Genomic DNA, 22,962 nt, shown 5'->3' on the forward strand with positions numbered 1-22,962 from the left:
CGCGTCACGACCCTATCGTCGACGCCATGCCCACGATCCAGAGCACCGCCGAGATCGACGCCGCCTGCGACGAGCTCTTCGCGCTGTCCCAGGACTACGCTCTCCGGCTCCAGTGGGACCCGTTCCTCCGCGAGATGCGCTACCGCGACGGCGCGACCGAGCCCGCCGTCGGCGTGCGGGTGTGGGTGCGGGCGAAGAACGGGCTGTCCATGGAGGCCCGCTACATCACCCTGAACCCGCCGGAGCAGGTGGCCATCACGATGGTCGATGGGCCACGGATCTTCCGCCAGTTCTCGGGCGCATGGCTCTTCAAGGCGCTGTCGCCGCGACGGACGCGCGTCACGTTCCGCTACAACTTCACCGCGCGCCCGCAGGCCCTCGCCCCGGTGCTGGAGCCGGTGATGGCTGGCGTGCTGAGGCGCGACATCGAGCAGCGCCTCGCCGGGCTCAAGAAAAGCGCCGAGACGACGGACATCCTGCTGCGGCTGCCGGGGCGCGGCCCGGCAGCCCTCTGACGCGCAGGCAAGGCCGCGCCGCGGGAGCTCAGCGCGAGCCGCGCTCCGTGGACCCGCTCACCGCGAGGCCGCGCGCGTCCGGCGACGGGCGCCCGCGAGCGCGAGCCCGAGCCCCGCGAGCGCGAAGGCGAGCCCGCCGCCCTGCCGCCCCTCGCCGCCGACCCGGCACCCGCAGCCGCCGTCGTCGCCCTCCGCGTCTGGCTCGGACGCCGCGCCGCCGCCGCCCGCATCCGCGCCGCCCCCGCCCCCGCCGGTCCCGCCGGCGCCCGCGTCGGGGCCGGGCGGCACCGCGCAGGCGTGCGCCTCGAGGTCGCAGGCCTCGCCGTCATCGCAGTCCGCATCACTCACGCACGCGACGCACGCCGGCGTCCCCTCCACGAGGGCGCAGCGCGGCGCCGCCGCGCTGCACGGGTTGCACGAAGGCCCGCAGAAGGCGTCGATGACACACGGCGCACACAGCGCGGCGTCGTTGCAGTAGGAGCCCGCCTCGCAGCCGTTGTTTCCGCTCTGGCCGACGAACTCGCGGCCGCACTGCGCGCAGGCGTCCTCGTCCGGCGCGGAGGCGTCGCCCGCCACGCTCCGATGGAACGCCGCCGGCGCGAGGAGCGTGAAGCCGGACTCGGCGAGGTTCGTGCCGGCGGCCTCGCCGGACTTGAGCTGAAAATCCTGGAACTCGCCTACCAGGAGCGACACCTCGAGCTCTGAATGCTCGACGATCGCGGCATAGAGGATCTCGACGGGGTACAGGCCCTCCTCGCCGAACGTGACGGTATTCGTCATTCGCCAGCTGGGCGCGCCGAGCGCGGGTGGCTGCACCAGCACCGGATAGGCGGCCTGCACCGAGTCGTAGATCACGAGGGCCACGGCGTCGTCGGCGTAAATGCCAAAGTGGACAGGCTGCCCGATGTAGTCGCTCGGCACGGCCAGGTACCCGCGCAAGCGCATGCCGAACGCCGCGTCGGGCTCGTTCGCGACGAAGTCGCACCCTCCTGCCGGGCAGTCGGAGACAGCGTCCGTGAAATCGCCGAAGCTCGCCCCGCTCCCGGCGTCGTACTTGTTCGAGAGATCGAGCGGTGTGCGCACCACGGAGCTCACGAGCTCTTCCTCCCCCGCGTCGAAGAACGCGCTCATCTTCTCGATGAAGCCCGCGCTTTCGCCCGTCGGAACCCAGAAGTCGACATCCGGCGCGGACGATGGCCTTTGCGCGGCGCACAGGCCCGTTCCTCCCTCGGCGGGGAGCGGCGCTACAGGACCTCCTTCGATGATCACTGGCTCGGCGTTCGCGGAGCCCGGTGCTCCCAGCGCCGTGGAGAGGGCGAGCACGAGAGAGATCGTCAGCTTGGGACATCGGTGGAACATGGTCGCTCCTGGCAAGGAAAACAGCGCAACTGCGCGGCCGCTCGCATGCGACCCGCGATTCACGGCACGTTATCCCGCGCTCGTAACGCGGAGCCCGGAAATCCCCCTCGCGGGCACGATCCCGACAGCGAGCAGCGGAGTGTCCGCCCGCGGCGCTCCGTTCGTCGCCGGCGCGCGCGCGGGCCACGCCCTCATCCGCCTAGAAAACCGATCACGTTGATCGAGCGAGAAGTGAACCGCCAAGGCGCCATAAGACGCCAAGATTTTTGTGATTTTCTTGGCGTCCTTGGCGCCTTGGCGGTTCGAATTCTGCTCTCTTCTGGCGGTTTCAACCCGTTTGTCGTTCTAGCCGCGCGAGCGCCTCCCGCGACGCTCCGGCCCCGGGGTGGCGCAGGCGCGCCCGCAGCGCCGCTGCCTCGGCGAGCAGCTCCCGCCCTCGCGCGCGCTCCTCGCCGCGCGCCGCCGCCGCGCGCGCCACGCCCGCCCAGTGCAGCGCGTCCGCCCTCGCCCACGCGTCCTCGCCCGCCCACGCCACCGACGAGTCGGCGAGCGCCGTCGCGGACGCCGCCGCCCCCGCGCCGCGCGCGAGCGCGCACCGCGCGGCGACGACCGCGAGCCGGGCGCGGAACGGGCCGAACCCGCACGCCTCGGCGACATGCAGCCCCTCCAGCGCCTGCCGCGCGCCGTCGTCGAGCCGGCCAGCGGCGAGCGCGATCCGCGCCGCGAGCTCGTGGCACCGCAGCGCGACCTCCACCTCGCCCGTCGCGGCAGCCCAGCGGCGCGCCTCGACGAGGTGCGCCTCGGCCGGCGCGACGTCGCCGCCGCCGCCGTCGCCGCCGTCGCCGCCGTCCAGCAGCGCGAGGCCGAGCAGCGTGTGGCCGTGCGCGACGTGCCCCTCCCAGCCCCTCCGCCTGCACTCGGCGATGTTCCGCTCCGTGGCCTCGCGCGCCTCGTCGCGGCGCCCGAGCGCGAGCGCGTGCTCCGCCTCCCAGAGCGCGCGGCGCGCCACCGGCGCGTCGCCCAGCGCCCGCAGGCGCGCGAAGCGCTCGCCCGCCGCGTCGACCTCGCCGAGGTCGTGCAGCACCGCGGCGAGCAGCGCCAGCGCGCGCACGGCGTGGACCTGGTCCACGTGGGCCGCGGCGCGACGGGCGCCCCCCGCGGCGCCGCCGGCGATCTCCGCCGACCGCTCGAGCAGGCGGCGCGCGCCGGTCAGATCGCCCCGGAGCCGCTCCGTGTACGCCAGCGTGCGCAGGCCGGTCGCGATCGGGGCCGGGTCGGCGAGCGCCCCGGCGATCTCGTTGTGCGCCTCGTAGCAGGCGCAGGCGAACGCGAGATCCCCGAGCGCGCCCGCGTAGAGCCCCGCGTCGTACGCGAGCGAGGCGCGCACCCGCGCGGGCAGCGAGGCGGGCATGCCGCGGGGGTCGTCGCCGCCGGCGAACGCGCGCAGGATGCGGGCGCCGCGGGCCATGTCGCCGAGCTTGAGCCCGAGGTGCGCGAAGCCGCCGAGGGCGAGCGCGTAGATCTCGTACGCCTCGCCCGCGCGCCCGGCGCCGAGCAGCTCGGTGAGGATGGCCTCGTACGCGTCGACCGCCTCGCGTTCCCGCGGCGCCCGGCGCGGCGCCTCGTCGAGGCGCGGCGGCGGCGCGGCGCTCCCCGCGGCGTGGACGCGCTCCGGCGACACGCCGAGCAGCGACTTGAAGTGCTGCCGCACGAAGGGGTGCGTCGAGTAGCAGCGCTCGCCCGGGCGCGCCGCGAACACGAGCCCCAGCCGCTCGAGCCGGGCGAGCCCGCGCGCGAGCTCCGCGGCGCCCCACCCGGCCATGGCGCCCGCGATCTCGCCGCCGGCCCGGACCAGCTGGAGCAGCGCCTCCTCGCCCGCGCCGCCGGGGAACACCGAGAGGCGCGCGAGAAGATCCCGCTCGCCCGGCGGCAGCGCGCGCGCGTAGGCCGACAGCACCGAGCTCAGGCGGCGGGCGAGGACGTCGTCCTGCTCGGCCCCGGCGAGGTGCGCCGCCTGCGCCGCGGAGAGCCGCCCCGCGTCGCCGCCGAGGAACGCGCCCACGTAGGAGCCGACGACGGCGACCGAGAGCGCGTGGCCGCCCGTCGCCTCGAACAGCGCGCCGAGGGCGCCGTCGTCGCCGCGGATGCCCCAGCGGCGCAGGAGCGACGCGGCGTCGCCCTCGCAGAGCGGCTCGGGCCGGATCGTCGCGAGCCCGCCCTCGGCCCAGGCGGACAGATCCGCGAGCTCGAAGCGCGACGTGACGAGCGCCCGCGCGCCGCCGAGCCCGGACGCGATCGCGCAGAGCAGCCGCCGGAGGAGCGCGTCGTGGAGCTCGCCGTGCGCGCGCCCTGCGCCCCCCTCGGCCTGCACGGTCTCGAGCCCGTCGAGCACGAGCAGGTGCGGCGGCCCCCGCCCCAGCGCCTCCTTCAGCCGCGCGAGCTGCTCTCCGGGCGCCTCGGGCCGCGGCGCCGCCAGGCCCGAGGCGCCCGCGCCCGGCGCGAAGTAGGCGGCCGCCTGGTCGAGGAACGCCTCGGTCCTGGGGTCGTCGTAGAAGCTCCAGACGAGCACCCCGCCGGGCCGCGGTGCGTCGCCGAGCCCCTGGAGGAAGCGCTCGGCGATCGCCGTCTTGCCCGCCCCGCCGACGCCGAGGAGCGCGATCACCCGGGGGCGCGGCGGCGAGCCGCCGGCCCACGCGGCGAGCCGATCGAGGATCTCGGCGCGCCCGACGAAGTGCCGCGCTCGCTGGAGCGTGTGCGCGTGCAGCGGGCGCCACGCCGGGGCGGCTCCCCGCGACGGCGCGGGCGCGCCGGCCGGCGCCTTCTCCCCTGCCTTCTCGTGGAGCGCCTCCCCCGCCCCGGCGGGCGCCTCCGCGGCCTGGCTCGCCGCACCCGCTTCCTTTGCGGCGGGATCCGCCGCCGGCGCGGCCTCGGCCTCGGCCTCGACGACGAGCAGCTCCGCCTCGGCGAGGCCGAGCTCGGCGCCGAGCCGCTCGAGGATGCGCCGCCGGGACGGGCTCCGGACCGAGAAGCCGAGCCGCGGATCGTTGACGGCGCCCGACTCGTAGCGGCGGTAGGTCCGCACGTCGACGCCGATCGACGCGGCGACCTGCTCCTGCGTCAGGTCGAGATCGAGCCGCGCCCGCTGGAGGAGCGTGTGGTTGAAGCGGACCGCGGGCTCCGCGCCGCGGCCCGCCCTGGAGACCCGTGCCATCGGTGCGAGCGCTCGATCATCGGCGATGGGGCGCTCTCCTGTCCACCGCGCTGCCCGGTCCTGCCCGGTCCTGCCCGGATCCCGCCCTTCCGGATCCGGTCCGCCCGAACCCACGCTCCACGCATGAGCACCCTGCACGCCGAACGGACCGCCCAGTGCACCGACTACACCGACGATCTCCGCATCTTCACGGTGACGAACGTCCTGTCGCCCGAGGAGTGCGAGGCCTTCATCGCGCTCGCCGAGGCGCGCGGCTTCGAGCAGGCGCCGATCGGAGGCACCGAGGTGATCAACCTCGAGGTGCGCAGGAACGGCCGCGTCATGATCGACGATCCGGACCTCGCCGCGAGCCTCTGGGAGCGGCTCGCGCCCTGGATGCCGCCGCGCTTCGGCCTCCACCGCGCCGTCGGGCTGAACGAGCGCTTCCGCTACTATCGCTACACCGAAGGCGAATATTTCAACTGGCACGGCGACGGGTCGTTCGTGCGATCCGACGGCGAGCGGAGCCTGTTCACCGCGATGATCTACCTGAACGACGACTTCGAGGGCGGCACGACCGATTTCTGGGGCGGCCGGAGCATCGCCCCGCAGCGCGGGATGGCGCTGCTGTTCGAGCACCGCCGGCTCCACCGCGGCGCCGCCGTGACACGGGGGAGCAAGTACGTCCTCCGCAGCGACGTGATGTACCGGCGCGGCTGATGCCAGCGCCGCGCGTGCGCCGGCGCTCGGCGCCTCAGCGCGGCGCCGCGGTCGCGCCGGCGCCGAGCGCCTCGGCGAGGCGCGGCAGCACCTCGCCGGCGCGGGCCTCGATCTTCAGCGCGCCGAGCTCCTCGCCGCGCGCGGCGCCGAGGTTGATCATGGCGATCGGGATGCCTCGCTGCGCGGCGCGCAGCACGAAGCGGTAGCCCGAGAAGACCGCCAGCGACGAGCCGACGACGAGGAGCGCGTCCGCCGCGTCCACCAGCGCGAACGCCGCGTCGACGATCGGCCGGGCCACGTTCTCGCCGAAGAGGACGACGCGCGGCTTGAGCGGCCCATCGCAGCGGAGGCACGGCGGCGCACGGAAGCCCGCCACGCGCTCGGCGGGCAGGTCGGCGTCGCCGTCGGGGGCGAGGTCGGCCGTGAGGCGCAACCAGCCGGGGTTCTGGGCGAGGAGCCGCTCCTGGAGGGCGGCGCGCCGCTCCATCGCGCCGCACGCGAGGCAGGCGACCTCGGAGAGCGTCCCGTGCAGCTCGATGACGCGACGGCTGCCCGCGGCCTGGTGGAGGCCGTCGACGTTCTGCGTGATGAGGCCCTCGAGCTGCCCCGCGTGCTCGAGCCGCGCGAGGGCGCGGTGGGCGGGGTTCGGCTCGGCCCTGGAGAACCGCTCCCAGCCGATCACGGCGCGCGCCCAGTAGCGCTGCCGGATCTCGGCCGAGCGGCAGAACTCCCGCCCCTGGATCGGGTTCCGCGCGCGGCGCCGCGTCTCGGGCCCTCGATAGTCGGGGATGCCGGACTCGGTGCTGCACCCCGCGCCCGTCAGCGCCACGATCCGCCTGCCGCGCAGGAGCGCGACGAGGTCGTCGAGCGGATCGGCCGGACGCGCTTCGCTGAGCGACATATGCCCGGGTTGTGGCCCGCCACGGCGCGCGCCGCCAGGCCAGCGTGCGTCGACCGCCCGACCATGCAACCGAGGCAACCGAGCGTGCAATGAACACGCAGCCGCGCATGCAATCGAGCGTGCAATCGAGCGTGCAACCGAGCAACGGAGCTCCCCCCACAACATCTCGCTTGACCGGCTCACTGCACCACCATATGTAGTGCCCATGTTGGTGCCTCGGGCTTCGGCCCGGGCTCAAAAGGGAACCCGGTGTGAATCCGGGGCTGCCCCGCAGCGGTAAGCGAGAACGATCTCCACGACGCGCACTGGCCCTCGGGCTGGGAAGCGGTGGACCGTAGGAACCCGGCGAGAGCCGGAGCGCTCGTGAGCCCGAAGACCTGCCAACATCCTGCGCTGGGGAGACATCCGGCGCCGGTTTGACCTGGAAGCCTCGCGGGAGGCGGGTAGGTCCGAGCTGGCGCAGACTCTCGCGCTTGTCCCGGTTCCGACCCCCTCCCGCGCTGTCTTCCTTTCGCCCGCGGGGGCGAGCGGTCGGTCCGAGGGCTCCTCCAAAGAGCCTGGCGCACCCGTGCGCATCGGCTGGCCTCTTCGCTCTCGCGGCATCGACGCGAGCGGTCCGGGACCGCTCGGAACGAGCACGAGGAGGATGCCATGCTGAACGAACCGTTGGTGAAGAGCAACGGCGCGGCGCCGTTGCGCGCGCTCCACGCCCCCCACGCACTCCACGCACCTCATGCGCCCGCCATGACGAGCGCCGGCGCGGAGGAGACGCCCCCGCACACGACGATGCGGGTGAAGAAGAGGAACGGGTCGAGCGAGCCCGTGGACGTCAACAAGATCGTACGGGCTGTGAGCCGCTCGTGCGCGGCCCTGTCCGACGTGGACGCGCTCCGCGTCGCGACAAAGACCATCAGCGGCCTCTACGACGGCGCGACGACGCGCGAGCTCGATCAGCTCTCCATCCAGACGGCGGCGTCGCTCATCGCCGATGAGCCCCAGTACGCGAAGCTCGCGGCGCGCCTGCTCGCCACGTACATCGACAAGGAGGTCCGCAATCAGGAGATCCACGCCTTCTCGCAGTCCGTCGCCGTGGGGCGGCGGCTGGGCCTCATCAACGATCGGCTCCACGGCTTCGTGGCGCAGAACGCCCGCAAGCTGAACGACGCCATCGAGCCGAGGCGGGATCACGAGCTCGAGTACTTCGGCCTGCGGACCCTCTACGACCGCTACCTGCTGAAGCACCCCGAGACGCGCCTCGTCCTCGAGACGCCGCAGCAGTTCTTCCTGCGCATCGCGTGCGCGCTGTCCGAGACGGCGGCGCAGGCCGTCGAGCTCTACCGGCTCTTCTCGTCGCTCGATTACCTGCCGAGCTCACCGACGATGTTCAACTCCGGGACGAGCCACGAGCAGCTCTCGAGCTGCTTTCTGCTCGACTCGCCGGACGATCACCTCGAGACCATCTACCAGCGCTACACCGACGTCGCGATGCTCTCGAAGTTCTCGGGCGGCATCGGGCTCGCCTACCACCGCGTGCGCTCGCGCGGCTCGCTCATCGAGAGCACCAACGGGCACTCCAGCGGGATCGTGCCGTGGCTCAAGACGCTCGACGCGTCCGTCGCGGCCGTGAACCAGGGCGGCAAGCGCAAGGGCGCGTGCTGCGTCTACCTTGAGCCGTGGCACGCCGACGTCGAGGAGTTCCTCTCGCTGCGCGACAACACGGGCGACGAGGCCGCGCGCACGCACAACCTGAACCTCGCGAGCTGGGTCCCGGACCTCTTCATGAAGCGGGTCGAGGCCGACGGCGAATGGAGCCTGTTCGACCCGAAGGACGCGCGCGATCTCCCCGATCTCTACGGTGAGGCGTTCGAGCGTCGCTACGTCGAGGCCGAGCGGGCGGGCCTCGCCAAGAAGACGATGAAGGCCCGCGAGCTCTACGCGCGGATGATGCGCACGCTCGCGCAGACAGGCAACGGCTGGATGACGTTCAAGGACAAGTCGAACCGCGCCTGCAACCAGACGGCGCTGCCGGGCCGGATCGTCCACCTCTCGAACCTCTGCACCGAGATCCTGGAGGTGACCTCGAACGAGGAGTCGGCCGTCTGCAACCTGGGCTCGATCAACCTCGCGCGCCACACGGCCACGCTGGCGGACGGCGCGGTCGCGTTCGACTTCGAGAAGCTCGCGCGCACGGTGCGGACCGCGGTCCGCCAGCTCGACCGCGTCATCGACCTCAACTACTACCCCATCCCCTCGACGAGGCGATCGAACCTCCGCTGGCGGCCCGTCGGGCTCGGGCTCATGGGCCTGCAGGACGTGTTCTTCCAGATGCGCCTGCCCTTCGACGCCCCGGCCGCGCGGGAGCTCTCCAGGCGGATCTCGGAGGAGGTGTATTACAACGCGCTCTCGACGTCCGCGGACCTCGCGGCGGAGAAGGGGCGGCACCCGGCGTTCGACGAGACGCGCGCCGCGCGCGGAGAGCTCCAGTTCGACGCGTGGAACGTCGTCCCGGAGGACGCGGCGCGCTGGGAGGCGCTCCGCGCGCGCATCCGCGCCGAGGGGCTCAGGAACTCGCTGCTCGTCGCCATCGCGCCGACGGCCACCATCGCGTCGATCGCGGGCTGCTACGAGTGCATCGAGCCGCAGGTGTCCAACCTCTTCAAGCGCGAGACGCTCTCGGGGGACTTCCTGCAGATGAACCGCTACCTGGTCGCGGAGCTCAAGCGGCTCGGCGCCTGGAACGACGCGGTGCGCGCCCGGCTCAAGCTCGCGGAGGGCTCGGTCCAGGGCATGGACGAGCTGCCCGAGCAGCTCCGCGCCGTGTTCCGGACGGCGTGGGAGATCCCGATGCGCTCGCTCATCGACATGGCCGCGGATCGCGGGGCGTTCATCGATCAGAGCCAGTCGCTGAACCTCTTCATCGAGAACCCCACCATCGGCCAGCTCTCGAGCATGTACTTCCACGCATGGAAGAAGGGGCTCAAGACGACGTACTACCTGCGATCGCGCCCCGCGACGCGCATCACCAAGGCCACGGTGGAGGCGGCGCCGGCGAAGGCGGCCGCGGACGTGGCGTGCGCGCTCGAGAACCCCGAGGCCTGCGAGGCCTGCCAGTGAGCCGCGTCAGCCGCCCCGCGCGCCTCCTCGATCCGGGCCAGTGCCTCACGCTGCGCCCGATGGCCTATCCGGCCTTCTTCGAGATGTACCGCTCCGCCATCAAGAACACGTGGACCGTGGAGGAGGTCGACTTCTCCACGGACGTGGGCGACCTGCGGAAGATGACCGACGCGGAGCGGCACCTCGTGCAGCGCCTCGTCGCGTTCTTCGCCACGGGGGACTCCATCGTGGCGAACAACCTCGTCCTCAACCTGTACAGGCACATCAACGCCCCGGAGGCGCGGATGTACCTGTCCCGGCAGCTCTACGAAGAGGCGCTCCACGTCCAGTTCTATCTGACGCTCCTCGACACGTACATCCCCGATCCCGAGGACCGTCACCGCGCCTTCGCGGCCGTCGAGAACATCCCCTCGATCCGCCAGAAGGCCGATTTCTGCATGCGGTGGCTCGATTCCGTCGAGTCGCTCGGCCGGCTGGAGTCGCGCGCCGAGCGGCGGCGGTTCCTCCTGAACCTCATCTGCTTCGCCGCGTGCGTCGAGGGGCTCTTCTTCTTCGGCGCGTTCGCGTACGTGTACTTCCTGCGCTCGCGCGGCCTGCTCCACGGGCTCGCCGCGGGGACGAGCTGGGTCTTCCGCGACGAGAGCGCGCACATGCGCTTCGCCTTCGAGGTCGTGAGCACGGCGCGGCGCGAGGAGCCCGAGCTCTTCGACGCCGGGCTCTCGCGGTCGATCCTCGACATGATGGATGAGGCGATCGCCTGCGAGGCCCGGTTCGCCGAGGATCTCCTCGGCGCCGGCGTGGCGGGCATGTCGGCGCGCGACGTGCGCAGCTACCTGGAGTTCTGCGCCGACCAGCGGCTCGCCACGCTCGGCATGCCGAAGCGCTACGGGGCGAAGAACCCGTTCTCGTTCATGGATCTGCAAGACGTCCAGGAGGTCACGAACTTCTTCGAGCGCCGCGTCTCCGCGTACCAGGTCGGCGTCTCCGGGGAGGTCGTCCTGGACGCCGCTTTCTGACGCCAATCAACCGACGCACCCCCGCGGGGCCGATCAGAGCCCGCCGATCCCTCGCGGCGGGAGCCCGATCTCGGTGTCGACGGTCGCGTCCTCCAGCGGCTCGAGCGCGCCGTTCGCCGCCACCTTCCAGCGCCGGAGCTTGCTCCTCTCCGCGTCGCTCAGCAGGCAGACATCGCCGCAGCCGGGCGAGCAGTGGACGCCGCCGAAGGCGTAAGACTGGGTCGCCTCGGCGAGCGTCGTGACCTCGCCCGTGGTGATGCTCACGGAGAAGGCGCGGTCCCCGGCGGACGCGCCGCCCGCGTAGGCCGTCCCGAGAAGCACGTCCTCGGAGGCGAAGACGAGCGTGGGCTGGACCGCGGCGCCGAGCGCCCTCGCCACGCCGAGCCGCTCGATCTCCTCCGGGGGCGAGGTGCGAGCGTCGTAGATCACGACATCGCTCGTCGCCGGATCGTACTCCATCGCCTCGACGTCGAAGCGGCTCGAGCAGGCGACCGCCAGCCGCTCTCCCGAGGGCGACACGGCGAGACGCCCGCAGCCGTAGAGCCCCTGCACGTCGACCGTCCATGTGACGGCGCCCTCGGCCGGCGAGACGCCAACGAAGCGCCCTTCGCCCACGGTCGAGAGGTCCGCGGCGAGCCGGCCGAGGGCCACGACAACGTCGTCACCGACGCGCGCCATGCCCGACGGGCGCGGCAGGAGCCCCTCTTCCTCCTCCGGCAGGGCGATGCGCCCCGCGATGGAGTACTCCTTCGTGTCGACGATCAGGAGATCGCCGCCCTCGTCGAACGGCTCCACGCCAGGGCTCGGGTTGCTCCCGTAGCGCGACACGAGCGCGCGATCCGCGCCCACCTCGATGTAGTCCTGAGGGTTCGACTCGAACCCCTGCCCGACCGGGAGCTGCGCGAGGACCTCGGCCGTCTCGAGATCCATCCAGGTGATCACGTTCGTTCCGAACCGATCGAGCAGGACGACGCGGCCGGACGGCGACGCCACCCCCGGGACATCGACATCGCCGGACAGCGCGAGGCTGAGCCCCGGCTTCGCCGCGCCGCTCGACACGAAGGAGGGCGACAGCGTGGTCCCGTCGAGCGCCGACACGGCGATGTTCGTCGACTGGTAGTCGCTCGTCACGATGACAACGCCGCTCTCACACGCGTCGTCGCCGCCGCCGTGGACGCCGCCCGTCGACGGCGGCGGCGAATCCACGTTGCACCCGAGGATCGGAATCGAGATCGCGAACGCAAACAGACTGATCTTCACCATGTTGACTCCAGTGTGAAAAACACGCTCCGCCCCGGGAGCGGAAACCCGACGACATCCGTGCGCCGCGCGTCCAGGAGGTCCGCGACGCGAGCTCTCACCGCAAGGTGCCCGCTGAGCCACCTCGCCTCCGCGTCGAGGTCGAGGGTCGCTTGCTCCGCGATCACGCCGAGGCCGGCGGGGTCGGCGTACCGGCTCGACTGGTACACGGCCCGGAGCTCGCCCGACGCGCCCGAGAACACGGCGCCGCCCGGGCGCTTCCACTCGGCGTGCAGGCGCGGCGCGACGACGAGGCGCGAGCGGAACGGGAGGAGGTCGTTCCTCGTCGTCCGCCCCGGCGTCGTGTCCCGCGGATCGAGCAGCGTCGCCGCGATCTCGGCGCGGAGGAACCGGGTCACCTCGACCCCGGCCAGGAGCTCCGCGCCCACGACGCGGGCGCGGCCGACGTTGTACGGGCTCACGTAGCCCTGGCCGGACTTCTCGTAAGCGACGAGCCCGGAGACCACGCTCCCGAACGCGAACACGTCGAGGAAGGCGCCGCGCAGCACGGCGCCGCGCCCCGTCTGCGCCCGGATCCCGGCCTCGATCGTGGCGCCCGACTCCGGCTCGAGCGCCGCGTTGCCGTGGACGACGCCGGAGACGCCGTACACCTCGCCGAGCGTCGGGACGCGGACGTAGCGGCCCACGGTCGCGAGGAGCCGGAGCCGGTCGCTCCCCACTTCCACGCCGACCCGCCCGGTCGGGACGAGCACGTCGCAAGGGCGCTCGCGGTCCGCGCCGGTGGCGTGGCACTCCCCGCTCGCGAGGGCGTGCAGCGCGAGCCCCTCGCCGAGGCGCGCCTCCGCGCTGACGGCGCCGCGCGCGAACGAGCGCCGCGCCCGCGCGACCGGCACGTCGTCCGGCGCGCGCGAGATGCCCTCGCGCGCGACCGAGAGCACAGGCCGCACCCGGAGCCGGTCGGCGAAGGAGAGCGTCGCCCCGAGCGTCTGCTCCAGGCGGCGGCCGGCGAGCCGGAGCTCCGGCGTCTGCAGCGCGAGCTCGAAGAGGGGGTCGTGGACCTCCGACCGCGCCTCGATGAACGAGGTGCGCGCCTCGAGCGTGTGCTGCGCCTCTCCGCCGAACGGCACCCGCGCCGCGACCGACGCCAGCGCGCGCCGCGACTCCCCCCGCGCCTCGCGGGACGGCAGGAGCGCGAGCCTCGGCACGCCCTGCTCGCGATCGGTGCCGTTCGCGATCACGTCGACGATCGCGCCGCCCCCGAGCTCGACGCGCGCGAGCGCCCAGGCGTCGATCGTGCGCACGTCGGCGTTCTGCCGGCGCTCCAGGGTGTCGTCGCTCTCGTCAAAGAGCGTCCCGCGATCGTCCACGAACGCGTAGCGGTTCTCCGCGGCCTCGGCGCTCACCCCGACGAGCGCGCTCACCGGGCCCGCGCTGGCGCCGGCGAACGCCCACCCGCGCCGCGCGCCGAGCGAGCCCGCCATGGCGCCCGCGCCGGCCGTCGTCCGGGAAGGCCGCCGCGGCTCGAAGAAGATCGCGCCGCCGGGGCCGAGGCGGTCGGCCTCGATGGGCGCGTGGCCGCGGTAGATCTCGATGCGCTCGATGAGCCAGAGGGGCACGAGGGAGAGATCCGCCGTCCCCACGACGTCGTCGTTCAGGCGGACGCCGGCGAGGTACACCGGCGTCTGCGTGGCGGTCGCTCCCCGGAGGGCCGCTGTCGCCGGCCCGCCGAAGCCGCCCGTCTCGATGATGAGCACGCCCGGCTGCGTGCGGAGCACGTCCGCCGCCCCGAGCCCCGCGCCGGTGAGGCGCTCGCGGCCCAGCACCGACCCCGCGACGGACCTGTCCTTGGGCGGCGCGGGCGCGCGCAGGTGATCCCCCTCGACGCGCACCTCCAGCGGGTCCGGCCCCGGCGGAGCGGCAGCGCGACCGCCCTCCTGCTCGGCCTCCGGCCTGCGCGCATCGTCGGCGCGGGCGGCCGGCAGGGCCGCCACGGCGCTGCAGGCGGCGAGCGAGAGCCAGCACGCCACGCCAGCGCTCCGGCGCCGCCGCGACCGACGATCCGAGGAATCAACCATTCACGCGCCGCCTGCCCGCGTCGACCCAGCGCTGCTCCGGGTGAGCCGAGAGCCGAAGCGAGGGGGCTGCGTGACGGGCCGCGACACCGCGCGCGAGCGAGGTGGTCTAGGGCCTGGGCGCCTTCCCCTCGAAGGCTCAGGTCAGCGCGCGCCGGCGCACCGGCGCGCGCACCTTCGGCAGGTCTTCGGACTCACGGGCGCTGCGGCCGTCGCCGGTCGCTCTCCTACACATCACCGCTTCCCAGGCTGCTCTGGTGCGTGCCCAGTGCTTCTTGGTGATGGTCGTTCCCGTTCACCGCTGCGGGGGCAGTCCCGGATTCTCACCGGGTTCCCTTTTCAGCTCGCCCGGTGATGGCCGGACGAGCACCGATGGCGGGGCGACTCGTCGCACCCGTCACGCAGGATGTCAACGCAGAAGCGAAGACCCGGAGCGCCCCGTCCACAAGCCCACCGGCGACGCACACCCGAGACAGAACCGGGAGTCCCTTGACAGTCGTGCACGCGCGTGCCATGAGTCACTTGAAACTGATTTTCTTTATCAGTTATCAGGAACGAGCGGCCAGAGACCTGACGTCCAGCGCCCGATGACCTGAGCCCACGTGGCTCTCGACGCCCATCGGAGCTGAATGTGACGAGTTCCATCTCGATACCGGCCGCTGTCGCGCTGCCCGCGGTGAACGCAGGGCAGCTGTTGAAGCAATACACCCCCGAGTCGGCGTTCTTCTTCGCGTCGCCGACACGCACCCTCCTCGCGCAGGGCGTACACGACATGATCCTCGAGCCGAACGGCGCGGATCAGGGCGACCGCCTCGCGGACCGCGTCACGAGGGTGCTCGCGTCGGCGTCGAGGGCCGGCGCCGGCGCCGGCCAGAACCTCCCCATGGTGGTCGGCGCGGTGCCGTTCAACAGCACGTCGCCGGCGCACCTCATCGTGCCGCGGGCGATCCAGAGCGCGGGCCCGCTCAACCCCACGTCGGAATCGCCGCGGGCGCACCTGCCGATCACCGTCCAGGAGCTGCGCCAGGTCCCGGAGCCCCGCGACTACGTGCGCGGCGTCGAGACGGCGGTGGGCCTGATGCGGTCCGAGGCGCTGAGCAAGGTGGTCCTCTCCAGGATGCTGGAGATGGTCCTGCGGGAGCCGGTCGATCTCCGCCTCGTCCTCCAGCGCCTCTCGCAGCAGAACCGGAACGGCTACACCTTCGCCGCCAACCTCTCGGATCCCATGGCGGGGCTCTCCAGCGCGGAGCGCGGCGTCGCGACGTCGCGCGCGCGGACGCTCCTCGGCGCGAGCCCGGAGCTGCTCCTGTCGCGCTCCGGGCTCCGGGTGATCGCCAATCCGCTCGCCGGCTCCGCGGTCCGCAGCCCCGACCCCGACGAGGACCGCCGGCGCGCGATCGCCCTGCTCGCGTCCGAGAAGGACCGGCACGAGCACGCGATCGTCGTCGACGCCGTCGCCGCCGCGCTCCGGCCGTTCTGCCGGCGCCTGAGCGTCCCCGACGAGCCCTCGCTCACGCAGACCCCGACGCTGTGGCACCTGTCGAGCCGGCTCACCGGGGAGCTGCGCGATCTCTCGATCTCCTCGATGAAGCTGGCCACCGCGCTGCACCCGACCCCCGCGGTGTGCGGATACCCGACGGACCGCGCCCGCGAGGCCATCGGGGCGATCGAGCGGTTCGATCGCGGGTTCTTCACGGGGCTCGTGGGCTGGTCCGACGCCAGCGGCGACGGCGAGTGGGCGGTCGTCATCCGCTGCGCCGACGTCGCGGGCCGGGCGCTCCGCCTCTATGCCGGGGCCGGGATCGTCATCGGTTCGAACGGCGAGCACGAGCTCGCCGAGACCACCGCCAAGCTCGGGACGATGCTGAACGCGCTCGGCCTCGACCAGGCGCCGGAGAAGGCATGAGCGCTCCGGAGGAGAGCCGGCCGGCGCCCGCGCAGGCGCGACCACAGGCGCTCGACGGCTGGACTCCGTGGCCGGCCGCGGTGGCCGATCTCTACCGGCGCGCCGGCTACTGGCGCGGCGAGACCTTCGGGCGCCTGCTGCGCGAGCGGGCCGCGCGGCACCCGGATCGGATCGCGCTCGTCAGCGGCGATCGCCGGCTGAGCTACGGGGAGCTCGATCAGCGCGCCGATCGCCTCGCCGCGGGCCTCTTGCACCTCGGGCTCCGGCCGGGGGATCGCGTCGTCGTCCAGCTCCCGAACATCGCGGAGTTCTTCGAGGTGTGCTTCGCGCTGTTCCGGCTCGGGGCGCTCCCCGTGCTGGCCCTGCCCGCGCACCGGCGCGCCGAGATCGCGTATTTCTGCGAGCACACCGAGGCGGTCGCGTACGTCATCGCCGACCGGGACGGCGGGTTCGATTACCGCGCGCTGGCGAGCCAGCTCCGGCGCGACGTCAGGACCTTGCGGCACGTGCTCGTGGCCGGCGATCCGGGCGAGCACACGGCGCTCTCCGGCCTGGACCGGGAGCCCGTCGCGCTCCCGGAGCCCGCCGCGGGGGACGTCGCCTTCTTCCAGCTGTCCGGCGGGAGCACGGGCGTACCGAAGCTCATCCCGCGGACGCACGACGACTACCTCTACAGCGTGCGGGCCAGCGCGGAGATCTGCGGGCTCGACGAGGGCAGCGTCTACCTCGCCGCCCTCCCCGTCGCGCACAACTTCACGCTCAGCTCACCCGGGAGCCTGGGCGTTCTCCACGCCGGCGGCCGCGTCGTGCTCTGCCGCCGCCCCAGCCCGGACGAGGCGTTCCCGTGGATCGAGCGGGAGCGGGTCACGCTGACGGCGCTCGTGCCGCCGCTGGCCTCGGTCTGGCTGGAAGCGGCCCGGGCGGCGCGGCACGACCTGTCGAGCTTGAGGGTGCTCCAGGTGGGCGGCGCCAGGCTCCCCGCGGAGGTCGCGCGCCGCGTGGGGCCGACCCTGGGCTGCAAGGTGCAGCAGGTGTTCGGGATGGCGGAGGGGCTCGTCAACTACACCCGCCTCGACGACCCCGACGCGATCGCGCTCGAGACGCAGGGCCGGCCCATCTCGCCCCACGACGAGGTCCGCGTCGTGGACGACGACGACCGCGACGTCGAGCCCGGGCAGGTCGGTCACCTGCTCACGCGAGGGCCCTACACGATCCGCGGCTATTACAGGGCCGACGCGCACAACGAGAAGGCGTTCACGCGCGACGGCTTCTACCGCACGGGTGATCTCGTGCGGCGGACCCCGGAGGGCTACCTCGTCGTGGAGGGCCGCGCCAAGGATCAGATCAACCGCGGCGGCGAGAAGATCGCGGCCGAGGAGGTCGAGAACCACGTCCTCGCCCACCCGGCGGTGCGCGACGCGGCGCTCGTCGCCATGCCGGACGTCCACCTCGGCGAGCGCTCGTGCGCGTTCCTCGTGGCCCGCGGGCAGCCGCCGCCGGCGAGGGAGATAAGCGCCTTCCTGCGCGAGCGCGGCGTCGCCCAGTTCAAGGTGCCCGATCGCATCGAGTGGCTCGACGCCCTCCCGACGACGAGCGTCGGCAAGGTGGACAAGAAGGCGCTCCGCCGCTGGATCGCCGACAGGCTCGCGCAGGGCGCGCGCGCCTGAGAGGACAGCGCGGGCCCAGGCGGCGCAGCGACGCCCGCGGCCCGTTCCATCGACAGGAGCGCTGCGATCACGAGAGAGAGAAGAGAGGAACGACCATGGCCATCCCCCGCATCCAGACCTATCGCATGCCACGAGCCGAGGAGCTCCCGGAGAGCCGGGCGTCATGGCGGCCGGATCCGGGGCGCTCCGTCCTCTTGATCCACGATATGCAGGAGTATTTCCTCGGCTTCTACGACGCGAGCGCGTCTCCGATGGTCGAGCTGATCGAGAGTGTCCGCCTGCTCCGGGAGCGGTGCGCGGCGAGCGGGATCCCGGTCGTCTACACGAAGCAGCCCGCCGAGCAGACGAGGGCCCAGCGCGGTCTGCTGACGGATCTCTGGGGGCCCGGGCTGACGCAGCAGCCCGACAAACACGAGATCGTGCGCGAGCTCGCGCCGGGAAGCGCCGACACCGTGCTCACCAAGTGGCGCTACAGCGCCTTCCAGCGGACGGAGCTCCTGGATCTCCTGCGCCGGTGGGGCCGCGATCAGCTGATCGTGTGCGGCGTGTACGCGCACATCGGGTGCCTGCTGACCGCGTGCGAGGCGTTCATGAACGACGTCCAGCCGTTCCTCGTGACCGACGCGACCGCCGATTTTTCCCGGCAGCAGCACGACATGGCCATCGCCTACGTGGCGCAGCGGTGCGGCGTCGCGCTGCCGACGAGCGACGTCCTGGCCGCGCTCGCCCCCCGCGAGCGGACGAGCGCCCCGCAGCGCGACGCGGCGGCGCCGCTCAGCGCGACGCAGGACCGGGCGCCGTGGGTCGAGGGCCTGCGCGGCGACGTCGCCGAGGTCCTCGACCAGCTCCCCTCGGCGATCTCCGATCGCGACAGCATCCTCGATCTGGGGCTCGACTCGATACGGCTCATGACGCTCGTCGAGCAGTGGCGCGCCGCGGGGATCGACGTCGCGTTCGTGGATCTCGCCGAGCTGCCGACGCTCGGGCACTGGTGGGAGCTCCTGTCGACCCGGCTGCCGCGCGAGGCGAGACCAGCGCCCCGGCACCGCGCGGAGGCGCCCCTCCAGGAAGCCGCCCGCTGACCGGCCGAGCTTGCCAGACGACGGCTTCCCCATGGCACAGGTCAGCATGAATCAGGTCGCGACATCCCCACCCAGGACGGTGGCGCGCACCCCGCCGCGCCTCCTCGAGGTGCTGCGCACGACCGCGATCTCCCCCCGCATGCGGCGGATCACGCTGGGCGGCGCGGCGATCGCGGGGTTCCCCGCGCGCTCGGGCGGCGCGCACATCAAGGTCTTCTTCCCGCGCGGCGACCAGGCGGCGCCGGAGCTGCCGACGCTGGGCCCGGACGGCCCCGTCTGGCCTCCGATGCCGCGGCGGCCGATCACGCGCACCTACTCGGTGCGCAGGTACGACGCGCAGGCCGGCGAGCTGGACGTGGACTTCGTCCTGCACGGGGACGACGGCCCCGCGTCGCGGTGGGCCCACCACGCGAGGCCGGGCGACCGCATCGGCATCGCCGGGCCGGGCGGCCCCGATCCGATGCTCGGTCCCGCGGACTGGTACCTCCTGGCCGGCGACCTCTCCGCGCTGCCGGCCATCGGCGCGCTGCTCGAGGCCCTGCCGGAGACGGCGCGCGGCCACGCCATCGTCGCGGTCCCCGACGCGGCGGACGTGCAGGAGATCGATCGCCCGCCGCACGTCGCGCTGACCTGGATCTACCTGCAGGGCGAGCACGCCCCGGGCCCCCGGCTCGAGGCGGCCGTCCGCTCCCTCGAATGGCCGGAGGGCCGCGTCTTCGCCTGGGTTGCGGGTGAGTCGTCGTCCGTCGTGGCGATCCGCGATCACCTGCTCGACGAGCGCGGGCTCGGGCGCGAGGCGCTGTACGCGATCCCCTACTGGAAGGCGAGCCAGTCCGAGGAGGCGTACCACGCGGAGCGGCACCGGATCATGGATGGGCTCGACAGGGCCTGACAGGAGCGATCGATGGAGTTCAAGCACAGGGCGGCGCTCGTCACGGGCGCGGCCCAGGGGATCGGCGAGGCCGTCGCCCGGAGGCTCGCCGCGCGGGGCGCCGCGGTGGCGGCGGTGGACGCGAACCGGGAGCGCCTGGGCGCCGTCGTCGCCGATCTCCAGGCGAGCGGCCATCGCGCCGCGGCGTTCGCGGTGGACGTGGCCGACGGCGAGGCGGTCGAGGGCGCGGTGGAGCGGATCGAGCGCGAGCTCGGCCCCCTCGAGATGCTCGTCAGCGTGGCCGGCGTGTTGCGCGTGGGCGGCGCCCTCTCGCTGACGAGCGACGACTGGGAGCGCACCTTCGCGGTCAACACCCGGGGGGTGTTCAACGTGAGCCGGTCCGTGGCGCGCCGCATGGTGCCGCGCCGATCGGGGTCGATCGTGACGGTCGGGTCCAACGCCGCGCGCACGCCGCGGATGAACATGGGCGCTTACGCGGCCTCGAAGGCCGCCGCGGCCCAGTGGACGAAGTGCCTCGGCCTGGAGCTCGCGCAGCACGACATCCGGTGCAACGTGGTCTCCCCTGGCTCGACGGACACGCCGATGCAGCGCGCGCTCTGGGCGGATGATAGCGGCGCTCAGGCGGTCATCGCCGGCGCTCCCGAGGCGTTCCGGCTGGGCATCCCGCTGCGCCGGATCGCCACGACGGACGACGTCGCCAGCGCGGTGCTGTTCCTGCTCTCGGACGAGGCGCGGCACATCACGATGCACGACCTCTGCATCGACGGAGGCGCCACGCTGGGCGCCTGATCCTCGCCTGGCTTCGTTCGAGCGAGAAATGAACCGCCAGGACGCCAGAAGACGCCAAGAAAACAATAAATCTTGGCGTCTTCTGGCGTCTCTTGGCGTCTCTTGGCGTCTCTTGGCGTCTCAACTTCTCGCTGTTTGCGTGCGGCTTCAGCCCGTTTGTCGCTCTAGGGGCCTTCCTTGCCCACGTTTCCGAACAGCGCGTCCGACGCCGTGCCGACCATCACCGCCGCGGCGAGCGCCACGGCGGCGGCGATCGCGAGGGCGCCGAGGACCCGCGAGGGCTTCATCTGCCACCACATGGCGAGGCCGCTGAGCGCCCACACGACCAGCGTGATCCCGGTGATGTCCGCGAAGAGCGCCCAGAGCCACGCCACGCCGCCGTGCACGGGGAAGTGATGCGTCTTGTGGAGCGTCTCGAGCACCTCGACGAAGCGAGGCCACCCCCGCGCGCCGGCTGGCCGCCCGTCGAGCCGCCCCGTGCCCAGGTTGTACGTGACGTTCCAGGCGCGGCCGTCCGCGTCCCGCATGCCGAAGCGCAGCTCGGGGCTGATCTTCGGGTGGGCGCGCAGCGGCCCCGCGGCGTCGACGCCGATCCTGGGCAGGAGATCCTTTATCTGCTCCTGCACCGCCGCCATCCTGTGCGCAGGAAGGTCGATCGCGACGCCGGCGAACGGGGGCGCGGGGGCCTCGGGCTCGGGAGGGTGGCTGGAGACCGTCGCGCTGCCGTCGTCGAGGCGCAGGATCACCACCTCGCGCCCCCCGTCGGCGCGCGGCGCCGCGAGCAGGGGCCACCCGGAGAACGCGCCCGGGGTGCCCGGATCGAGCGTGTAGCGCGAGGGCGAGCCGGCGTTGAGCTGCTCGACGACCTGGCGCGCGAGCTCGCCGGGATCCCAGGGCTGGAACCCGGTGAGCGCCGACAGCCGCTCTCCCGAGAGCGACCGGCTGTCGATGTCTCGCCCGATCTGCGGGTGATTGAAGAGCGTGCCGCTGATCCCGAACAGCAGTATCCAGGGGAACAGCAATAGGCCCAGGTACATGTGCACGCGCCGCACGACCTTCATGATCGCGCCGTAACGCGGCCGCCCGCGGAGGCCCCGCGGCGAACGGGGCCCTCGCGCGGCGTCGTCCCTCATCGCTCCTCCGTGATCGGGCGCGAGCGTCATCGGATCTTCGCGACGGAGAAGGTGAGCCCAGGCGCGCTCACGCCCGCCTCGCCGGGCCCGTCCTCGCCGATCTCGCGGAGCGTCGTCGACTCCTGTCCCTCGAACTCCAGCAGGAAGGTGCGGTCGCCGAGCGCGACGCTCAGGACGCTGCCGCCGCCGGGCGCCGCGTCGAGCACCGTGGCGGTCGGCGTATCGCCGAGCGTCACGCTGGCCCACCGCCACGCCGCGGCGCTCGCCAGCACGCGCGGGTGGGTGTCGTCCGCGATCGCGAAGAGGCTCTCGTCGAGCACCCGCAGGAACGCCTTGCCGTCCGGACCCCCGAAGAGCGAGCCGGCGGCGTCGCCGTCGAACAGCGTGCTCAGCTCGACGTGGAACTCGGGGTCGAACTGCCTCGTTTCGGGGTCGAAGCGCAGCATGCAGGGGGCGGCTGCGTTGTCGGGGTTGAGCCGGTGCACCGCCGCGCCGTACGCCTCGGTGGCCACGTAGATCATGCCGTCGGGCCCCTCGACCCCATCGCGCACGTAACCGCAGCGTTCGTCGGTGACGACGGTCGCCTCGTCCGTCGCGCTGTCCACGACCACGACCGCGGCCACGCTCGGGACCTCCGAGCCGATCCGAAAGCCGCCGAAGGTGATCACGTCGTCGCCCTGGACCAGCGGCGACGACGAGGAGTACGTGAGGGTGGCGTCCGGGATCACGAGCTCCTCGAGCGGGATGTCGCCGGTGACCGTCATTTCCTGAGGGTTCCAGACGACCACCTGGGCCGTGGGACCATCGAAGAAGTACGCCTTGGTCTCCGAGACGAAGTGGAACTGGGTGCCGTACTCGCCGAGCTTCGCGAGGCCCTTGCCCTGGAAGCTCACGGTGTCCCCTTCCTCGAGGCTGCCGTCTGCCCGCAGGTCGTAGCGGGTCACGGTCGCCGCGGCGTCGCTCGCCACGAACACAGCGCCTCCGCCGTCCAGCCCGACGCCGAGGGCGCGCCCCTGCACCTCGATGGCGTCGTCCAGCGACAGCGCCTCATCCGAGTCGATGTCGTCCGTCACGACGACGTAGCTCTGGGTGTCGCCGCCGTCCGGCCCGAACACCTGGACCGTGAGGGCGTACGCCGGCCCCGCGTCGGGCGTCCCCCCCGTGCCGCTGGTGGCTCCGCCGGCGCCCCCCGCGCCCCCCGCGCCGCCGGTGCCGCCGCTCGTCGCGCCGCTGCTCGTGCCATCGCTCGTGTCGTCGCCGCAGGCGACGAAGCACGGGAGGAGCAGGGTCAAGAGGAGGGCATTCGCGTAGCGCGCACGAAATAACATGAAGGATCTCCTTGTGTC

General features: G+C 73.1%; 16 protein-coding genes and 2 riboswitches. Of the genes, 9 read left to right on the plus strand and 7 right to left on the minus strand.

Features of this window, described 5'->3' with window-relative positions:
* Positions 1–26: 26 nt before the first annotated feature.
* Positions 27–515, plus strand: a complete 489-nt coding sequence (locus WMF22_RS21425; RefSeq protein ID WP_438036854.1) for a type II toxin-antitoxin system RatA family toxin — start codon at positions 27–29, stop codon at positions 513–515.
* 57 nt (positions 516–572) lie between these two features.
* Here the strand turns inward: WMF22_RS21425 and traA are convergent, their stop codons facing one another.
* On the minus strand, positions 573–1,874 hold the full coding sequence (gene traA / locus WMF22_RS21430) for an outer membrane exchange protein TraA family protein (RefSeq protein ID WP_438036855.1): 1,302 nt from the start codon (positions 1,872–1,874) through the stop codon (positions 573–575).
* Positions 1,875–2,202: 328 nt separating this feature from the next.
* Complete coding sequence (locus WMF22_RS21435; protein WP_438036856.1) at positions 2,203–5,085, minus strand: helix-turn-helix domain-containing protein; 2,883 nt, start codon at positions 5,083–5,085, stop codon at positions 2,203–2,205.
* A gap of 123 nt (positions 5,086–5,208) precedes the next feature.
* On the opposite strand from WMF22_RS21435, the gene WMF22_RS21440 reads away from it, so the two are divergent.
* Positions 5,209–5,784 (plus strand): prolyl hydroxylase family protein, encoded by a 576-nt coding sequence (locus WMF22_RS21440; RefSeq protein WP_438036857.1) that lies wholly within the window; start codon positions 5,209–5,211, stop codon positions 5,782–5,784.
* Positions 5,785–5,818: 34 nt separating this feature from the next.
* Here WMF22_RS21440 and WMF22_RS21445 read toward each other — a convergent pair whose 3' ends face one another.
* Complete coding sequence (locus WMF22_RS21445; protein ID WP_438036858.1) at positions 5,819–6,685, minus strand: NAD-dependent protein deacetylase; 867 nt, start codon at positions 6,683–6,685, stop codon at positions 5,819–5,821.
* 192 nt (positions 6,686–6,877) lie between these two features.
* Positions 6,878–7,084, plus strand: a riboswitch (cobalamin riboswitch).
* Positions 7,085–7,336: 252 nt separating this feature from the next.
* Here WMF22_RS21445 and WMF22_RS21450 point away from each other — a divergent pair.
* Together WMF22_RS21450 and WMF22_RS21455 are read left to right on the plus strand one after the other, a co-directional pair.
* Positions 7,337–9,799: a ribonucleoside-diphosphate reductase subunit alpha gene (locus WMF22_RS21450; protein ID WP_438036859.1), complete on the plus strand. Its 2,463-nt coding sequence runs from the start codon at positions 7,337–7,339 to the stop codon at positions 9,797–9,799.
* A 59-nt stretch (positions 9,800–9,858) separates the two neighbouring features.
* Positions 9,859–10,815 carry a ribonucleotide-diphosphate reductase subunit beta gene (locus tag WMF22_RS21455; protein WP_437555444.1) on the plus strand — a complete coding sequence of 319 codons (957 nt, stop codon included), beginning with the start codon at positions 9,859–9,861 and terminating at the stop codon, positions 10,813–10,815.
* Between the two features lie 33 nt (positions 10,816–10,848).
* Here the strand turns inward: WMF22_RS21455 and WMF22_RS21460 are convergent, their stop codons facing one another.
* Both WMF22_RS21460 and WMF22_RS21465 read right to left on the minus strand, forming a co-directional pair.
* Positions 10,849–12,078, minus strand: coding sequence for a hypothetical protein (locus tag WMF22_RS21460; RefSeq protein WP_438036860.1), 1,230 nt, complete (start codon positions 12,076–12,078; stop codon positions 10,849–10,851).
* Positions 12,072–14,102 (minus strand): TonB-dependent receptor, encoded by a 2,031-nt coding sequence (locus WMF22_RS21465; protein ID WP_438036861.1) that lies wholly within the window; start codon positions 14,100–14,102, stop codon positions 12,072–12,074. The genes WMF22_RS21460 and WMF22_RS21465 overlap by 7 nt, the downstream gene beginning before the upstream one ends.
* 207 nt (positions 14,103–14,309) lie before the next feature.
* A riboswitch (cobalamin riboswitch) is annotated at positions 14,310–14,536 on the minus strand.
* 242 nt (positions 14,537–14,778) lie between these two features.
* Between WMF22_RS21465 and dhbC the strand changes: the two genes are divergently transcribed.
* The 5 genes from dhbC (at position 14,779) to WMF22_RS21490 (ending at position 20,483) form a co-directional block, all read left to right on the plus strand.
* Positions 14,779–16,053: an isochorismate synthase DhbC gene (dhbC, locus tag WMF22_RS21470; protein ID WP_438036862.1), complete on the plus strand. Its 1,275-nt coding sequence runs from the start codon at positions 14,779–14,781 to the stop codon at positions 16,051–16,053.
* Entirely contained in the window at positions 16,050–17,720 is a 1,671-nt protein-coding gene (locus WMF22_RS21475) for a (2,3-dihydroxybenzoyl)adenylate synthase (protein ID WP_438036863.1), read from the plus strand. Before dhbC ends, WMF22_RS21475 begins: the two co-directional genes overlap by 4 nt.
* Before the next feature lie 95 nt (positions 17,721–17,815).
* Positions 17,816–18,802 (plus strand): isochorismatase family protein, encoded by a 987-nt coding sequence (locus WMF22_RS21480; RefSeq protein WP_438036864.1) that lies wholly within the window; start codon positions 17,816–17,818, stop codon positions 18,800–18,802.
* Positions 18,803–18,848: 46 nt separating this feature from the next.
* The gene (locus tag WMF22_RS21485) at positions 18,849–19,694 is read left to right on the plus strand and encodes a siderophore-interacting protein (RefSeq protein ID WP_438037274.1); all 846 of its coding nucleotides are present in this window, start codon (positions 18,849–18,851) and stop codon (positions 19,692–19,694) included.
* Between the two features lie 12 nt (positions 19,695–19,706).
* A complete protein-coding gene (locus WMF22_RS21490; protein WP_438036865.1) occupies positions 19,707–20,483 on the plus strand; it encodes a 2,3-dihydro-2,3-dihydroxybenzoate dehydrogenase in 777 nt (258 codons plus the stop codon).
* A 164-nt stretch (positions 20,484–20,647) separates the two neighbouring features.
* Here the strand turns inward: WMF22_RS21490 and WMF22_RS21495 are convergent, their stop codons facing one another.
* On the minus strand, positions 20,648–21,544 hold the full coding sequence (locus WMF22_RS21495) for a PepSY domain-containing protein (protein WP_438036866.1): 897 nt from the start codon (positions 21,542–21,544) through the stop codon (positions 20,648–20,650).
* Between the two features lie 98 nt (positions 21,545–21,642).
* The gene (locus tag WMF22_RS21500; protein WP_438036867.1) at positions 21,643–22,944 is read right to left on the minus strand and encodes a hypothetical protein; all 1,302 of its coding nucleotides are present in this window, start codon (positions 22,942–22,944) and stop codon (positions 21,643–21,645) included.
* Between the last annotated feature and the right edge of the window lie 18 nt (positions 22,945–22,962).

Origin of the sequence: Sorangium sp. So ce204, assembly GCF_051526795.1 — a bacterium.
In the GTDB taxonomy this organism is placed as follows: Bacteria; Myxococcota_A; Polyangia; order Polyangiales; family Polyangiaceae; genus Sorangium; species Sorangium cellulosum_B.

Coding starts and splice junctions, on each gene's coding strand:
- WMF22_RS21440 (WP_438036857.1), top strand. CDS start 5,209: ATGAGCACCCTGCACGCCGAACGGACCGCCCAGTGCACCGACTACACC.
- WMF22_RS21480 (WP_438036864.1), top strand. CDS start 17,816: ATGGCCATCCCCCGCATCCAGACCTATCGCATGCCACGAGCCGAGGAG.
- WMF22_RS21485 (WP_438037274.1), top strand. CDS start 18,849: ATGAATCAGGTCGCGACATCCCCACCCAGGACGGTGGCGCGCACCCCG.
- WMF22_RS21490 (WP_438036865.1), top strand. CDS start 19,707: ATGGAGTTCAAGCACAGGGCGGCGCTCGTCACGGGCGCGGCCCAGGGG.
- WMF22_RS21455 (WP_437555444.1), top strand. CDS start 9,859: ATGGCCTATCCGGCCTTCTTCGAGATGTACCGCTCCGCCATCAAGAAC.
- WMF22_RS21495 (WP_438036866.1), bottom strand. CDS start 21,544: ATGAAGGTCGTGCGGCGCGTGCACATGTACCTGGGCCTATTGCTGTTC.
- WMF22_RS21435 (WP_438036856.1), bottom strand. CDS start 5,085: ATGGCACGGGTCTCCAGGGCGGGCCGCGGCGCGGAGCCCGCGGTCCGC.
- WMF22_RS21450 (WP_438036859.1), top strand. CDS start 7,337: ATGCTGAACGAACCGTTGGTGAAGAGCAACGGCGCGGCGCCGTTGCGC.
- WMF22_RS21460 (WP_438036860.1), bottom strand. CDS start 12,078: ATGGTGAAGATCAGTCTGTTTGCGTTCGCGATCTCGATTCCGATCCTC.
- WMF22_RS21445 (WP_438036858.1), bottom strand. CDS start 6,685: ATGTCGCTCAGCGAAGCGCGTCCGGCCGATCCGCTCGACGACCTCGTC.
- traA (WP_438036855.1), bottom strand. CDS start 1,874: ATGTTCCACCGATGTCCCAAGCTGACGATCTCTCTCGTGCTCGCCCTC.
- WMF22_RS21425 (WP_438036854.1), top strand. CDS start 27: ATGCCCACGATCCAGAGCACCGCCGAGATCGACGCCGCCTGCGACGAG.
- WMF22_RS21475 (WP_438036863.1), top strand. CDS start 16,050: ATGAGCGCTCCGGAGGAGAGCCGGCCGGCGCCCGCGCAGGCGCGACCA.
- WMF22_RS21500 (WP_438036867.1), bottom strand. CDS start 22,944: ATGTTATTTCGTGCGCGCTACGCGAATGCCCTCCTCTTGACCCTGCTC.